General features: G+C 44.0%; 15 protein-coding genes and 2 pseudogenes. 8 read left to right on the forward strand and 9 right to left on the reverse strand.

The features are described 5' to 3' along the window. Positions 1-195 precede the first annotated feature (195 nt). Genes ACUN2T_RS04010 through tldD form a run of 5 tightly spaced genes read left to right on the forward strand, consistent with a single transcriptional unit; the run spans position 196 to position 8,410 of the window. On the forward strand, positions 196-783 hold the full coding sequence (locus tag ACUN2T_RS04010; RefSeq protein WP_445496355.1) for a Maf family protein: 588 nt from the start codon (positions 196-198) through the stop codon (positions 781-783). Continuing rightward, positions 780-2,249, forward strand: coding sequence for a ribonuclease G (gene rng, locus ACUN2T_RS04015; RefSeq protein ID WP_445496356.1), 1,470 nt, complete (start codon positions 780-782; stop codon positions 2,247-2,249). The genes ACUN2T_RS04010 and rng overlap by 4 nt, the downstream gene beginning before the upstream one ends. A 42-nt stretch (positions 2,250-2,291) precedes the next feature. Beyond that, positions 2,292-6,104, forward strand: coding sequence for an AsmA2 domain-containing protein YhdP (gene yhdP, locus ACUN2T_RS04020; RefSeq protein WP_445496357.1), 3,813 nt, complete (start codon positions 2,292-2,294; stop codon positions 6,102-6,104). Then, entirely contained in the window at positions 6,101-6,952 is an 852-nt protein-coding gene (gene nit1 / locus ACUN2T_RS04025; RefSeq protein ID WP_445496358.1) for a deaminated glutathione amidase, read from the forward strand. Before yhdP ends, nit1 begins: the two co-directional genes overlap by 4 nt. Positions 6,953-6,964: 12 nt before the next feature. Further along, complete coding sequence (gene tldD / locus ACUN2T_RS04030; RefSeq protein WP_445496360.1) at positions 6,965-8,410, forward strand: metalloprotease TldD; 1,446 nt, start codon at positions 6,965-6,967, stop codon at positions 8,408-8,410. Between the two features lie 110 nt (positions 8,411-8,520). On the opposite strand, the gene yjgA is transcribed toward tldD, so the two are convergent. After that, complete coding sequence (gene yjgA, locus ACUN2T_RS04035) at positions 8,521-9,060, reverse strand: ribosome biogenesis factor YjgA (protein ID WP_445496361.1); 540 nt, start codon at positions 9,058-9,060, stop codon at positions 8,521-8,523. Between the two features lie 201 nt (positions 9,061-9,261). Here yjgA and pmbA point away from each other — a divergent pair, with 201 nt between their 5' ends. Next, on the forward strand, positions 9,262-10,602 hold the full coding sequence (gene pmbA / locus ACUN2T_RS04040; RefSeq protein ID WP_445496362.1) for a metalloprotease PmbA: 1,341 nt from the start codon (positions 9,262-9,264) through the stop codon (positions 10,600-10,602). A 151-nt stretch (positions 10,603-10,753) separates the two neighbouring features. On the opposite strand, the pseudogene ACUN2T_RS04045 reads toward pmbA, so the two are convergent. Then, positions 10,754-10,903 (reverse strand): annotated as a pseudogene (locus ACUN2T_RS04045) (site-specific integrase); the annotation flags it as partial. 489 nt (positions 10,904-11,392) lie between these two features. Between ACUN2T_RS04045 and dinQ the strand changes: the two are divergent. Next, a complete protein-coding gene (dinQ, locus tag ACUN2T_RS04050; RefSeq protein ID WP_445497797.1) occupies positions 11,393-11,464 on the forward strand; it encodes a damage-inducible type I toxin DinQ in 72 nt (23 codons plus the stop codon). A gap of 469 nt (positions 11,465-11,933) precedes the next feature. Here dinQ and ACUN2T_RS04055 read toward each other — a convergent pair. Continuing rightward, positions 11,934-12,202: pseudogene (locus ACUN2T_RS04055) on the reverse strand (helix-turn-helix domain-containing protein). A gap of 68 nt (positions 12,203-12,270) precedes the next feature. Between ACUN2T_RS04055 and ACUN2T_RS04060 the strand changes: the two are divergent. Next, on the forward strand, positions 12,271-12,621 hold the full coding sequence (locus ACUN2T_RS04060) for a hypothetical protein (protein ID WP_445496363.1): 351 nt from the start codon (positions 12,271-12,273) through the stop codon (positions 12,619-12,621). A 120-nt stretch (positions 12,622-12,741) separates the two neighbouring features. On the opposite strand, the gene ACUN2T_RS04065 is transcribed toward ACUN2T_RS04060, so the two are convergent. From ACUN2T_RS04065 to hpf, 6 genes are all read right to left on the reverse strand, one after another. Further along, positions 12,742-12,930 carry a hypothetical protein gene (locus tag ACUN2T_RS04065; protein ID WP_445496364.1) on the reverse strand — a complete coding sequence of 63 codons (189 nt, stop codon included), beginning with the start codon at positions 12,928-12,930 and terminating at the stop codon, positions 12,742-12,744. A 143-nt stretch (positions 12,931-13,073) separates the two neighbouring features. Then, positions 13,074-13,484 (reverse strand): nucleoside diphosphate kinase regulator, encoded by a 411-nt coding sequence (rnk, locus tag ACUN2T_RS04070; protein ID WP_036842109.1) that lies wholly within the window; start codon positions 13,482-13,484, stop codon positions 13,074-13,076. Positions 13,485-13,670: 186 nt separating this feature from the next. Continuing rightward, positions 13,671-13,943, reverse strand: a complete 273-nt coding sequence (gene npr / locus ACUN2T_RS04075) for a PTS phosphocarrier protein NPr (RefSeq protein ID WP_445496365.1) — start codon at positions 13,941-13,943, stop codon at positions 13,671-13,673. Continuing rightward, the gene (gene rapZ, locus ACUN2T_RS04080) at positions 13,943-14,794 is read right to left on the reverse strand and encodes an RNase adapter RapZ (RefSeq protein ID WP_021323560.1); all 852 of its coding nucleotides are present in this window, start codon (positions 14,792-14,794) and stop codon (positions 13,943-13,945) included. Before rapZ ends, npr begins: the two co-directional genes overlap by 1 nt. Positions 14,795-14,871: 77 nt before the next feature. Further along, positions 14,872-15,339 (reverse strand): PTS IIA-like nitrogen regulatory protein PtsN, encoded by a 468-nt coding sequence (gene ptsN, locus ACUN2T_RS04085; protein ID WP_445496366.1) that lies wholly within the window; start codon positions 15,337-15,339, stop codon positions 14,872-14,874. A 123-nt stretch (positions 15,340-15,462) separates the two neighbouring features. Continuing rightward, complete coding sequence (hpf, locus tag ACUN2T_RS04090) at positions 15,463-15,750, reverse strand: ribosome hibernation promoting factor (protein ID WP_015835763.1); 288 nt, start codon at positions 15,748-15,750, stop codon at positions 15,463-15,465. Positions 15,751-15,760: the final 10 nt, after the last annotated feature.

Genomic DNA, 15,760 nt, shown 5'->3' on the forward strand with positions numbered 1-15,760 from the left:
TGTCCCGGCTAAGAGCTTATTCCGGTAGACGTTATTGAAAGCAGGCTATGCTTGCCGATAAATCGTGGATACGGACAGCGTACATAACCTGAAACGTACATAATAGTATGTGAGGATGATTCGTTTCGCTCGCCCTTATGACAAGAACGGCAAATAAAAAGCCCTAATGAGATAAGTAGTAAGGATAATATCATCATGAAAACCCTCTATCTGGCTTCCGGCTCACCAAGGCGGCGTGAGCTGGTTGAGTTATTGGACTTTAAATTTGAAATTCTTTCTCCTCAGGTAAAGGAGCAATGGCAAGAGGGTGAAACTCCGCGTCAATATGTCAGCCGATTAGCAAAAGATAAATCTCTGGCGGGGGGAGTTATTGCGCCAGAGGATTTTCCCGTGTTGGGAGCGGATACTATTGTTATATTAAATGATAGGATTTTGGAAAAACCCCGTAGTAAGCAACATGCCGTTGAAATGCTCAGTGCACTTTCCGGGCAGTGTCATCAGGTAATTACAGCTATTGCTTTATCAGATAGTCAGAGTACTTTAAGTGATATAGTCGTTACAGATGTGACCTTTCGCCAGTTATCCACGCAGGAAATTTTGGATTATGTAGCAACCGGTGAGCCAATGGATAAAGCGGGTGCTTATGGTATTCAGGGAAAAGCGGGTTGCTTTGTCAAAACGCTGAATGGTAGTTATCACTCAGTAGTGGGTCTGCCATTAGTGGAAACGCATGAATTAATCACAAAGTTTTTCGCGTTGGTTGATGGAAAGAGGAACACATGACAGCAGAGTTATTAGTCAATATAACACCATCAGAAACGCGCGTTGCCTACATTGATGGTGGGATTTTGCAGGAAATCCATGTCGAAAGGGAAGCTAAAAGGGGCATTGTCGGCAATATTTACAAAGGTCGTGTAAGCCGGGTGTTACCAGGGATGCAAGCGGCCTTTGTTGATATTGGGCTGGAAAAAGCGGCTTTTCTTCACGCTTCAGACATTATGCCCCACACGGAATGTATTGCTGGCGAAGAACGCAAGAACTTTAATATCAGAGATATTGCTGAATTGGTTCGCCAGGGGCAGGATTTGATGGTTCAGGTAGTGAAAGATCCCCTTGGCACCAAAGGAGCCAGGTTAACTACGGATATTACATTACCTTCCCGCTATCTTGTATTTATGCCCGGTGCTTCCCATGTTGGGGTTTCACAACGTATCGAAAGTGAAGAAGAGCGTAATCGCCTGAAAAATATTGTTGCTGACTATTGTGATGAGCATGGTGGTTTCATTATCAGGACGGCTGCCGAGGGCGTTGGTGACGAAGAGTTAGTTCAGGATGCGGCTTTCTTGAAACGATTATGGATCAAGGTGATCGAGCGTAAAAAGCGCAATATCACTAAAAATAAACTTTATGGCGAATTGGCTCTGGCTCATCGTATTTTACGCGATTTCGCCGGAGCAGCCCTTGATCGTATTCGTGTGGATTCTCGTCTGACGTTTAATCAGTTACAGGAATTTATTAGTGAATATATTCCTAAAATGACAGCCCGATTGGAACTTTATAATGGTAATCAACCTATTTTCGATCTGTTTGATGTAGAAAATGAGATCCAACGGGCACTCGATCGTAAAGTTGAATTGAAATCAGGTGGTTATCTGATTATTGACCAAACAGAAGCGATGACCACAATTGATATTAATACCGGCGCATTTGTTGGGCACCGTAATCTGGAAGAGACTATCTTTAATACTAATATTGAAGCGACGCAGGCTATTGCCAGACAATTAAGGTTACGTAATTTGGGGGGGATTATCATTATTGATTTTATTGATATGAATAGTGAAGATCACCGCCGACGGGTACTCGCTTCTCTTGAACAGGCCTTGAGTAAAGATCGTGTTAAAACAACGATTAATGGTTTTTCACAACTCGGGCTGGTGGAAATGACGCGTAAGCGGACCCGTGAAAGTATCGAGCATATACTTTGCGACGATTGTCCTACCTGTCATGGAAGGGGGACCGTAAAGTCTGTTGAAACTGTCTGTTATGAAATTATGCGTGAAATTGTGCGTGTTCACCGGGCAGTTGATGCAGATCGCTTCCTTATCTATGCCTCACCGGCGGTGGTTGACGCGCTGAGAGGGGAAGAATCTCATGCACTGGCAGAAGTGGAAATTTTTGTCGGTAAGCAGGTAAAAGTTCAGACAGAACAGCTCTACAGTCAGGAGCAGTTCGACGTCGTTATGATGTAATTTGTCTGGTGTGCTGGCATAACAGCGCTGGCAACCAAGGAGATGCGTGTGAGGCGACTGCCGGGAGTATTATTAGCGACAGCCGCAATAGTCATTATTATTATGGCTTTGCTTGTCAGTGGGTTACGTTTTCTACTGCCGCATATTAATGGCTATCGCCCGCAATTGCTCGCTACAGTTGAGTCAATTGCTGGTGTACCTGTTGATGTCGGATATATTGCAGGAAAATGGGAATCCTTCGGGCCTGTTCTTGAATTACGTGATATCAATGTGAAAACTGCCAGTGCAGATGTGAAAGCAAAAAAAATCACGGTGGCATTGGATATCTGGTTATCTTTGCTGAGAATGCGCTGGAATTTTCGTGATCTGACTTTTTATCAATTACAGGTGGATTATCATCAACCGTTGTTTGATGATCAACGCGGTAATCTGTTTTCCCAATCAGATACGCTTTCTAATCTGTTTCTAGAACAATTTGATCATTTTAATCTGCAAGATAGTCACCTTACTTTTCTTACCCCCTCCGGTGAACGGGCTAATCTGTTGTTACCACAATTAACTTGGCTGAATAAAAATGACCGTCACCGTGCTCAAGGGGAAATTAGCCTTTCTTCTATTAATAATCAGCATGGAAATGTACAGGTTAAATTTGATTTGCGTGACACCCATGGCGTATTAGATAGCGGCACTATTTATTTACAGGCAGATAATGTTGATATGCATCCGTGGTTGAGCCATTGGTTGCAGGATAATACTGGGCTGAAAGATGCTGAATTTAGTTTGTCTAGTTGGATTACGCTCAAAAATGGGCGAATTGATGGCGGTCAACTGCAATTACGTCAGGGAGAAGTTAATTGGAAAGTTGCTGACAAATCTCACCGTCTTTCTGTCAGTGATCTGGTGTTACGGATGCGCCGTCAGGATAATGGTTGGTTGTTTGATGCGCCTGAATTGGCAAGCCTGGCCACTGACGGTCAGCAATGGCCGTCAGGCAAGGCGTCTGTGCTCTATCTGCCGGAAGCTAAGAAGTATGATGGTAAAGATCACTGGCGTATCCGGGCGAAGAATATTCAACTCGAACGGTTGAGCAGTATTTTACCCACTTTCTCTTTTTTGACTCCTGATGTTGTCAGAGATTGGGAACATCGCCAGCCGCAAGGATTAGTAAATCATCTTGCTCTCGACATAACACCGGAAATTACAGATGATTTCCTAATGAGTATGCAATGGCAGGATGTGAGTTGGCAGCGCTGGCAGGGGCTGCCTTCTATTGATAATTTCTCTGGTTCTCTCAACGGTAGCTTGCAGCAAGGCGCACTTAACTTTGCTTTGAAAGGTAGCGTAGCTGATTATCGCGATATGTTCCTGGCGCCGTTTGAGATATCCCAAAGTCATGGAGAAATATTCTGGCGGCAGGATAAGCGAGGTTTACAACTTTGGAGTCAGGGGTTGGATTTGCAGGCGAAATCATTGTGGGTCAATGGTGATTTTCGTTATCAACAGCCAAAAGAGCAGCCTCCGGCGCTGAGTATTCTGGCGGGAGTACGGGTTTATGATGCGAGTGATGCCTGGAGATATTTTCCTGAGCCTTTGATGGGGACATCTCTGACTGACTATCTGACCGCTTCAATTATTAAAGGGCAAATAGAAAACGCAACTTTTGTTTTTCAAGGCAATCCCAAAGATTTCCCATTTGTAAATAATAATGGTCAGTTTCAGGTTTTCGCTCCACTGCGTCATGCTACTTTCCAGTATCAACCTGATTGGCCTGCGCTGCTGGATCTTAATATTGATCTTAATTTTCATAACAACGGTTTGTGGATGCTGGCTGCGCAAACTGCGCTTGGCAAAGTGAAAGCGAATAATGTTTCAGCGGTAATTTCTGATTATAGTAGAAAGAAATTGTTCATCGACGCTAATATTCTGGGAGATGGTAAAGATATTCATGAATATTTTACCCATAGCCCGTTAGCGGATTCTGTTGGTGAAACGCTTAATACATTACAGATTGGTGGTCAGGTTGCGGGTAATTTGCATTTGGATATTCCGCTCAATGGCGGCAATGTGGATGTCAGTGGTGAGGTCACTTTAAAAGATAACCATTTGTTGATTAAGCCGCTGGGCAGTGAAATGAAAAATGTCAGTGGCCGGTTCCGCTTTGATAATGGTAATTTACAAAGTGACAAATTATCAGTGCAATGGTTTGGACAGCCTGTTACTGTTGATTTTGCTACTAAGAACTTATCAAAAAACTATCGGGTAGATGTTGGTCTGAATGCTCATTGGGCTGCTGCAAAATTACCTGAACTACCACCAGCAGTTGCCAAAACGCTTTCTGGTTCTGTTGACTGGGAAGGGAAAGTGGGTATTAGTTTACCGTTTCAGGGTAAGGCCCAATATGATGTGAAAATCGACGCTGATTTGTCACAAGTAGATAGCCATTTATCTGTCTTGAGAGCAGATGAACTGCGTAAACTGAAAACGCTTCATATTCTGGCTGATGGTGATATGGATCAGTTGCGGGTAAAAGGGACGTTAGGTAAGCAGTATGCGTTTAATACTCAATGGAGTTTGGCAGAGAAAAGTACTCAACTGTCACGGGGAATTTTACAAAGTAACGGTGACGAAATTCCTGACTTACCTGAAAAATCGTTATTGGAATTGAATCTTCCGGCAATTGAGGGTGAAGAGTGGTTAGGGCTAATTGCGCCTTTGACTTCAAATTCTTCATTGGCAGGAAGAGCTCTGTTGCCACAACATCTGCGTGTGTCGCTTCCGTCACTGGATGTGGGGGGACAGCGTTGGAATCAGTTATTGTTAGATGTAGAACAACAGTCCTGGGGAACACAGGTTAGTGCTGATAGTCAGGAAATCAACGGTAAGCTTAATATTCGTAATAGTGGCCCGTGGCAGCTGAATTTGAGCCATCTTTACTATAATCCTCTGCAATATAGTCCTCAGCAGCCTGAATCAGATTTATCTAAGCAATCTCAAACAGGTACAACTCAGCGTTATTCACTGAACCAATGGCCTTCATTAGATATTGTCTGCTCTGAGTGCTGGATTATGGGGTTGAAACTTGGGAAGGTGTCTGGTTCCCTGATACCAGAAGGTCATTCGCTTGTATTAAGAGATGGAATGGTGGACAACAGCGTCAGTAAACTAAATTTGACAGGTCGTTGGCAAGAAAGTGCTGGAGAGAATAATACTCATCTTATGGGACAATTCTCCGGTGAAAAATTTGATGAGATGGCATCTTACCTTGGTATTGTCGTGCCAATTGTTAAGTCGCCGTTTAACTTCTATTTTGATTTTAACTGGTTGGATACACCGTGGAAACCCGATTTACAGACACTGAATGGCAATTTTAAAAGCGATTTAGGCAAAGGCGCTATCGAGAAATTGGGCGGGGGAAGTGCCGGTCAGCTACTAAAACTGGTCAGTTTTGATGCTTTGTTGCGTAAATTGCAGTTCGATTTTAGTGATACTTTTAGCCAGGATTTTGAATTTGATTCAATCCGTGGCGATGTTTCAGTAAATAATGGGATACTCAAGACTAAAAATTTACGGATCGATGGGCTGATTGCTGATGTGATAACGAAAGGAGAGATTGATCTTGTTCGCCAACAGATCAATATAGAAGCTATCGTCACGCCGGAAATTTCTGCTACTGTCGGTGTAGCAACGGCTTTTGTTATCAATCCGGTAGCAGGTGCCGCGTTATTTGCGGCAACCAAGGTCTTGGGGCCGTTATGGAATAAAATATCGGTTATTCGTTACCGGATTACCGGTAATCTTGATCAACCGAAAATTGATGAAGTCCTACGTCAACTTAAGGAGAATAGAGGAACATGAGAAACGTCAATGTTGCACTCTTACAGTTATGTAGCGGTGAGAATATCAAACATAATTTGGCGCAAATTGAACAACAAATTAAGCAGTTGCCGGATACGATCAAGCTTGTGATGACCCCGGAAAATGCATTGTTGTTTGCTAATGCTGTCAGCTATCGTCATCATGCAGAACCGCAGGGAAAAGGGCCTTTGCAGCAAGCTGTCAGTGAGATCGCTCGTCGTTATGGTGTCTGGTTATTAATTGGTTCTATGCCGCTTATCAGTCGTGAAAATCCTGAACGGATCACCAGCAGCAGTCTGTTGTTTGATGATCAGGGTGAGATCCGCGCACGTTACGATAAAATACATATGTTTGACGTCAATATTGATGATGAACATGGATCATATAACGAATCGTCTGTTTTCCAGCGCGGGGAACATATTACTGTCGTGGATACACCTGTTGGTCGTCTTGGTATGACCATATGTTATGATCTGCGTTTCCCAGGGCTGTTTCAGGCTTTGCGTGAGCAAGGCGCTGAGTTGATATCTGTGCCTGCGGCGTTTACCCGTTTAACAGGAAAAGCACATTGGGAGCCACTGTTACGGGCCCGCGCTATTGAAAACCAGTGTATTCTGTTGGCACCGGCTCAGGTTGGTGTACATGGAACCCGTCAAACATGGGGCCACTCAATGGTCGTAGACGGTTGGGGGAAAGTGATTAAGAAAAATCCAGATGCAGTCAGTGCATTACAACTGAATGTCAGGGCGGATAGCCTGAAGATTATGCGTGAGCAGATGAAAGTGGTGAAACATAACCGCTTCCGGCCGCAGTTGACGTCCCTGATTGAAAAGAATACAGCAAATTAAAGAGTATCCATTATGAGTTTAACTTCTGTCAGTGAACATTTACTGGCTGCAAATAAATTAAGCCATCAAGATCTGTTTTCAGTACTTGGTCAACTGGCTGAACGTCGGCTGGATTATGCCGATCTCTATTTTCAGTCCAGCTATCATGAATCTTGGGTGTTGGAAGATCGGATTATTAAGGATGGTTCCTATAATATTGATCAGGGCGTTGGTGTTAGGGCTATCAGTGGTGAAAAAACCGGTTTTGCTTATGCGGACCAGATCACATTGAATGCATTGCAACAAAGCGCACAGGCTGCCCGCAGCATCGTCCATGAAACAGGAAATGGTAAAATCCATACCTTTGGAGAAGTGGCTTACTCTCAACTTTATGCGGCCATCGATCCGCTGCGAAGTTTCTCCCGTGAAGAGAAAATCGCATTATTGCACCGAGTGGATCAGGTCGCTCGTGCTGAAGATCCGAGAGTGCAGGAAGTGAATGCCAGCCTGACAGGGGTCTACGAACAGGTATTGGTTGCAGCGACCGATGGGACTTTAGCGGCTGATATTCGTCCTCTGGTTCGCTTATCTGTCACGGTGCTGGTGGAAGATAATGGTAAGCGTGAACATGGGAGCAGCGGCGGTGGTGGCCGTTATGGTTATGAATATTTTCTGGAAATGATGAGTGGTCAGATCCGTGCAGAACAATTTGCATGTGAGGCTGTTCGTATGGCGCTGGTAAATCTTTCCGCTGTTGCTGCCCCGGCTGGTACTATGCCGGTTGTTCTGGGGGCGGGTTGGCCGGGTGTGTTGTTGCATGAAGCTGTTGGTCATGGGTTGGAAGGCGATTTTAACCGCCGTGGTACCTCCGTATTCTCGGGTCAGATTGGTGAGAAAGTCGCTTCTGAACTTTGTACGGTGGTTGACGATGGCACGATAAAAGGTCGTCGTGGTTCATTGGCAATTGATGATGAAGGTGTTCCTGGGCAATACAATGTATTGATTGAGAATGGCATTCTCAAAGGTTACATGCAGGACAAAATGAATGCACGTCTGATGGGGGTTGCGCCGACGGGCAATGGCCGCCGTGAATCGTATGCCCATCTGCCTATGCCTCGTATGACTAACACCTATTTGCTGGCGGGTCATTCCACACCGGAAGAGATCATCGGTAGTGTAGAAAATGGTTTATACGCGCCAAATTTTGGCGGTGGTCAAGTGGATATCACTTCCGGTAAATTCGTGTTCTCGACATCTGAAGCTTATCTGATTGAGAACGGCAAGATTACCAAGCCGGTGAAAGGTGCGACCCTTATTGGTTCCGGTATTGAGGCTATGCAGCAGATCTCTATGGTAGGAAACGATCTTGAACTAGATAAAGGTGTTGGGGTTTGTGGCAAAGAGGGCCAGAGCGTACCTGTTGGTGTTGGTCAGCCTACTTTGAAACTGGACAACTTGACCGTTGGAGGAACAGCCTGATTTTTGGCTGGTTAATACTCTTGTTTGAAGACGTGGAAGAGGAACTGGAAGGGGAACTGAGTTTTAAAATTTTCCCCTAACAGAATTAGCGTTTTGTCTGTTTTAGATAGTTAGGTTGATTCGGCCATATCTTTAAGATACTGGAAAATCTGACGATAAGATTTAGGTGGCTTATTAGCCGCCTTTTCTTTTTTAGCATTGCGGATCAGTGTGCGCAATTGCTGGCGATCGGTTTGTGGGAATAATTCCACCACTTCATCGATAACATCATCATTGCCATCAATCAATTTATCACGTAATTCTTCCAGCTTATGGAACAGAAGGATTTGCTGATTGTGACGATTTTTTAGTTTATCGATTGCAGTGGTAATGGGCTCGACATCCCGGGCACGCAGCATTTTACCAATTAATTGTAATTGGCGACGGCGCCCCTCTCTTTTGATCTTCTGTGCAAGTTCAATGGCTGCCAGCAGATCCTCATCCAACGGAATGCGTTCAAGCGCATTTTTGCTGAGATCAACCAATTCTGCACCTAGCTTTTTCAATGCCTCTGCATCACGTTTAATTTCGCTTTTACTGACCCAAATTATCTCTTCTTCTTCCTCTTCGGCAGGATAATCATTGAGCCAATCTTCAGGCTGCTTTGCCATGGTGGTTTTCCTTTTAAAAAGGCCGGATCTGGCAGGTTAATTTTTGGTGCATGACCTGTAGCCCGGTGGGTGTTAACATCCTAATATTGGGTATTGTAACTGGGAAAAACGCCTGATTACCACTCGGCATTACTTTTGTGGATAAAATGGTTCTGTTTTCCTGACAGATTTTCCCTTTATTCATCAAATTACGGGTAATTAATGAAAATCACTGATCAAATCGCGGAACAACGCAAACAACTGGAAAATGCAGTTTCACAGGCATTAGAACTGGCAACAGCGGGTTGTGACGCCGCAGAAGTTGCTGTTAATAAAACAACGGGTATTGGTGTCAGTACCCGCTTTGGTGAGATAGAAAATGTAGAATTTAATAGTGATGGTGCGCTAGGGATCACCGTATACCATCAGCAACGTAAAGGGAGTGCATCATCAACAGATTTAAGTCCGGATGCTATTGCCCGTACTGTTCAGGCTGCGATTGATATTGCCCGTTATACTTCTCAGGATCCCTGTGCTGGCCCGGCGGATAAAGCGTTACTGGCATTTGATGCGCCGGATCTTGATTTGTTTCACCCAACAGAATTGGATACGGATAAAGCAATTGAACTGGCTGCCCGCGCGGAACAAACGGCATTACAAGCAGATAAACGTATTACCAATACTGAGGGTGGTAGTTTTAATAGCCATTATGGTATCCGGGTGTTTGGCAACAGTCACGGTATGTTGCAAAGTTATTGCTCTAGCCGTCATTCGATGTCGAGCTGTGTGATTGCTGAATTTAATGGCGATATGGAGCGGGATTATGCTTATACCATTAGTCGTCGTATTGAAGATTTAAAATCGCCAGAATGGGTTGGGCATGAGTGTGCTCGCCGTGTGTTATCCCGTTTATCTCCGCGTAAATTACCGACCATGAGAGCGCCTGTGCTGTTTGCCGCAGAAGTTGCAACGGGTCTTTTCGGACATTTGGTTGGCGCTATTAGTGGTAGCAGCATTTACCGTAAATCCTCTTTCTTGCTTGATCATCTGGGCAAACAAATCCTGCCATCATGGCTGACGATTGAAGAGCGTCCGCATTTGCTGGCAGGGTTGGCATCTTCTCCATTTGATAGCGAAGGTGTGTGCACCAGTGACAGGGATATTATTAAAGATGGCGTATTACAGACCTGGCTTCTGACAAATTATTCTGCCCGTAAATTGGGAATGGCAAGTACAGGCCATGCTGGTGGGATCCATAATTGGTGCATTGCAGGGCAAGGTGAGGATTTTGCAGGTTTACTGCGTCAGATGGGAACGGGATTAGTGGTTACTGAACTGATGGGACAGGGTGTTAGCGCAGTAACTGGCGACTATTCCCGTGGTGCCGCCGGTTTCTGGGTAGAAAATGGGGAGATTCAGTATCCTGTCAGCGAGATTACTATTGCGGGTAATCTGAAAGATATGTGGGCCAATATGGTCACTATTGGGAATGATATTGAAACTCGCAGTAATATCCAATGTGGTTCGGTGTTACTGCCGGAAATGAGTATCGCTGGTCAATAAGGGATACTCAGATTCGGTTACAGTGGCCAGCCCTGTTCAAATGGGCTGGCTGAATTAACGATGGAGCTCACCGGCAGCTTCTAGTTGGTAAAGCAATTCTAATCCTGTGAATACCATAAGAAAATAAATTAAATACATATTTATCAATGAATTATGAAACGGCAAGTGCTGATGAACGCTGAGGTTTTAAGTTCTCTGCCGCCACCTTGTCGCCATTTTTTAACTGTGATAACGGGTTGTATATCAAGGCATCATTCAGATGGTCAGGTGCAAAATGTGCGTATCGCATTGTCATGTTAATAACATTAGCAGGCTTTTGAAGTGTCCGAGATCCTTATACCACTACAGTTTTTTACTCCGCACCCTAGGTTGATATTTTATGCTATAGGCATTAGACTGGTTATGTCAGTTAAGGAATATCGCGCTAGGACTGAGGCTACCAATCTCGGTAATAGCACAAAAGATACCCGCGCCCTGTATGGGTAAAACAAAAAAGCCAACCTCACCAGTTGGTTTTTTTGTTTTTACCAACTCACCATTTTAATTGATTGAATCATCTGAAAATAAACCTATAATCAACGGCTGTTAGTTTTGGGTAGCGTTCTGGCCTGTGTATCTCTGACGCAAGTTTTCGTAAGTCCTGGCTGAAGGACAGGTGGTGCTGCTTCAGTGCCTCGGTCAGAGCGCGATATTCCTTAACTGACTGGATGGAAGTCAGCCGGACAGGCAGCGTAAAGGTAATGGCTGGTTAAATCGTGCTCCTAACTGGAGCAAACGGGTGAAAGCATTTATTGACACTGCTATCATCGTTCTCAAAGCGTTAATCGCGTTTTTAGAGCTGATCCGTGCATTTCTGAAATAGATAACGGAAACGTAGCTAAGGCCATCGGAGTAACCTCCCGGTGGCCTTTAACATTTACCGCCTTTGATCAAGCAAACCACTCTTGTTTAAGTGGCCCAATATACTGATCTAAAAGTTAAATTTGGTCATCCCGACTGGACTTGAACCCGAGTTCAAGCGGTTATTGCTTCGGTAGTATGGGAGAATAGCCAACAGATTAGTGTCGTTTACCGCGAGTCATACACATAATAACACTAGAACGCCTTTTTAAATACGGTATCAATTAGCGCTACGGGTTCGTGTTCTAATGGTCTGAAATACAATTATCTCGCCCGCAGTATGCGGGCTTTTTTACACTTTCATAGAACTTGAATACAATTCTGATATTAAAAGAATGGGCAATAAGTGTAATAAAAAACTGATAATTCAGCGTGTTATATTAGCTTAGTGATTTAAAAGTTGTCGTTACTTTTTCGGATATAGAAATAACTTATGTGACATCAGAATTGTTTGGTAAATCATTTCGGGCGGTTCGTTTGATCGGCTGCTTATTTTCGTCAAAATACCGACTGGGCCATATTTCAGCAGGGTGACATCAATTTCCTGAGCAATCAGTAATTCCCCTTTAGGCCAGGGGCGCGTTAAAGCATTTGCTAATGTTGAAGCACTTAAGCCGTGCTCTCTGGATAATGATGCCAGCGTTTTATTCTTCTTACGTATCGCAGCGATAATATCGGCGGTATGCCAGTCTTTTTTCATATTCCTGCTTCCCTCTTTGGTGGTGGCGATAGCAGGCACACTGGTAAGAAAATAACCTTACCAGTGGGATGTTCGTTCAAGGCTGCGATCCCCTGACCATCGGATTTTGCCAATGGCAGTGCTACTTTAACCGATTGTATTATCTGACTCAAGAATCAAATAAACACTCTGGTGGCGGTTTGTCTCACTGCGCTTATGACGAAATAAATGGGCCTATGGTGAAAACGGCACTACACTGCACCCGCCTGCACGTTTTGGATCAAAAAATTTTTTCAGTTTTAAAATCCTACAAGGCAAACAGCCAAACCGTGCCAGCACTGGCGGAGTGGGAGAAATCACAAACTGAAATAATTGAAAAGATTTTCAGGAAATTTCAGTTTTCGGGTCAAAAGCGGATCACGGGAAAAATATCAATATAATGATATTAAAGGAAAAATTCTATTTTACGTGGGAGATAGGATCATGACCAGAAGCCGCGCTGATTTTAAGAATTCAAGTAGGACACTGCCTTACTGAACACATAGAGCTGAAATTAGTTGTTAAGGAATGAAACCTAATAAAACTGAGTGAATAGGATAGTTATCTGGACTTATACCACTTGTAGCAGAAAGTATTATCCAGCCTCCTTGAAGATATTGATTTACTGATTCATCTATATCAGAGCCAATGAATATTTTAGTGTCTCTTACTTCTTTAAGAATTGACAGATTGTTATTATTTCCGATCATTATAATTACCTCATAATATATAGTGGTTAGTTGAAAAGTAATTGAAGATATAAAATTCCTGTCGCCATTTTATCGCCATTTGGCTATCAAAGATAAAAAACCACTTGTGCGATAGTGGTTTTTTATCTTGATTTAATAGGGTTTTATCTGTGATATTCACCGGCAGCTTCTGGTTGGTAAAGTAATTCTAATACTTTGACCCGGGTTTCTTCGCCATTTGGCAATTTCCAACTGATTTCGTCGCCGATACGAAGGCCCAATAATGCCGCTCCCAGAGGAGCCATAACAGAAAGCTGGTCTGAACTGTCTTGCAGTGACGCAGGGTAAACCAGAGTGCGCACTCGCTCTTCACTGCTTGTCAGGTCAAGGAAACGAACCCGGCTATTCATAGTCACAACATCTGATGGAATTTCTGCTGGAGGCACAATCTCTGCACGATCCAGCTCCTCATTCAAAGCGTCAGCGATACTAGTATCTGCAAACGCTGGCTGTTCCAACAGGGAATCTAAACGTTCTGCGTCTAATTCGTTGATGATAATTGCTGGTTTAGTCATACCACACTCCAAATGGAATCCAATACAAAATAACACCCCGCACCGTGAGGAGGGGGGTGTTATTTAAAATGATTAACCTGATAGTAGGCTGTTCTTACTGGAAAAGAAAGAGATCATGATCACGAACTGTTTTGTGTTGCTAATGAAAGCAGTTAAGAACATGATAAGCTGGAGGAGTCGGTGGCGTTATTCTTCGTCAAATCCTGAATCAAATAGCTTAATGATAGCGGCAAGAGCCTGTTCTTCATCTGGGCCACTGGCTTCAACTTCAATATAGCTGCCTTTTTCTGAATCCAGCATCAGCATGGCAATCACGCTGCTGGCTTCAGCTTCAACATGGCTATCATTGCGCAAGACAACATGAGATTCAAAGAGCTGTACCAAATCATACAGCTTCATTGCTGGCCGGGCGTGCATTCCCAGCCGGTTTTTGATTTCAAGTTTCTGCTTGGCTGTCATTACTTTCGCTTTTCGAGAGTACGGTGGCGCGACTGTACGTTTTTGCCACGGGAGCGGAAATAGTCAGCCAACTGCTCTGCCACATAAACAGAACGGTGTTTACCGCCGGTGCAGCCAATCGCCACGGTCAGATAACTGCGGTTATTGGTTTCAAGCATGGGTAGCCAGAGTTCAAGATAACTACGGGTCTGATAGATGAAGTTATGCACTTCCGTATGGCGGTCGAGAAAAGCGGCTACGGGACGATCAAGACCTGTCATTGGCCGCAACTTTGGGTCCCAGTGCGGGTTTGGCAGGAAACGTACGTCAAAAACATAGTCGGCATCAATTGGAATGCCATGTTTGAAGCCAAAAGATTCAAAGACCATTGTCAGCTCACGTTCCCGTTTGCCCAGCAGACGGGTTCTTAGCATCTCAGCCAATTCATGGACTGACATTTCGGAAGTGTCAATAATCAGATCTGCTCTTGAACGAAGTGGTTCCAGCAGATCGCTTTCTTGATCAATCGCGCTTTCCAGAGAAAGGTTTTTGCTTGATAGTGGATGCAGACGGCGGGTATCGCTGTAACGGCGAATTAGCGTATTACGGTCAGCATCAAGAAACAGTAATTGCGGTGAGAAACTGGCGGGTAGTTTAGTCAGGGCTTCTTCGAAAACTTCGGGGGATTCCGGCATGTTTCTTACATCAATACTGACAGCAGCAGAAATATCGCGATCAGCCAGCGTATTTGCTAATTCCGGCAGCAACACTACCGGCAAGTTGTCTACACAATAAAAACCCATATCTTCCAGTGCGCGCAAGGCAACGGATTTACCCGAACCGGAACGGCCACTGACTATCATCAGCACCATGAGGCGACTCCCCTTAATTTCTCAGTGGTTATTATTATGAGCCACTGTTATCTGTTGCTCTCCATTCATTGCAACAGCTATTCAGTGATAATTGCGTAAAGTTCTTGATCACTTTGTGCCGATCTTAAACGACGGCAGAGATTTTTATCTGCAAGGCGTTTGGCAATCAATGACAATGTGTGTAAATGTGTTTGGCATTGATCGTTTGGAACCAGTAAAGCAAACAGCAAATCGACTGGTTGATTATCAATGGCATCAAAAGCAATGGGTTGTTCCAGATTGAGGAAAACGCCAACAGCGTGATCTGAGCTTTCTTCATCCAGCTTACCGTGAGGGATAGCAATACCACTGCCAATTCCAGTAGTGCCTACTTTTTCTCTGGTCAATATTGCTTCGAATACGATATTCTCGGGTAATTTAAGCCGCTTAGATGCCAGCTCACTGATAATCTCTAAAGCCCGTTTTTTGCTCGAACAATGTACATTGTTGCGCGTACATTCGAGGGAAAGTACAGAGCTTAGTCGTAAATCTGCTTGGTTATTCATTTTTCTATTCGCTTAGGTGCTTATTGATACCGGATGCCATAGGTTAGCTGTGGCATCCGGTATTTGTGCACTGTTTTACAGCAAAACTCCGCTGTTTTTATTACAGCTATCGTTAAATAACTGTTAATGTTGTCTCAGTTTATCTTTATGTTTGGTTAACTGACGAGCCAGTTTATCAACCAGTCCATCAATGGCTGCATACATATCTTCATGTTCTGAGGATGCGTGCAACTCGCCTCCGTTAATATGTACCGTGGCTTCGGCGATTTGTTGTACTTTTTCCACACGGAGGATTACCTGAGTCAGGTTGATCCTGTCGAAATATTGATCCAGCTTGCTGCATTTCGCAGTGATAATGTCGCGTAATGCATCAGTAATTTCAATATTGTGGCCAGTTATTTTGAGTTGCATATTGTCTTCC

This window comes from Photorhabdus machadonis (assembly GCF_052657765.1).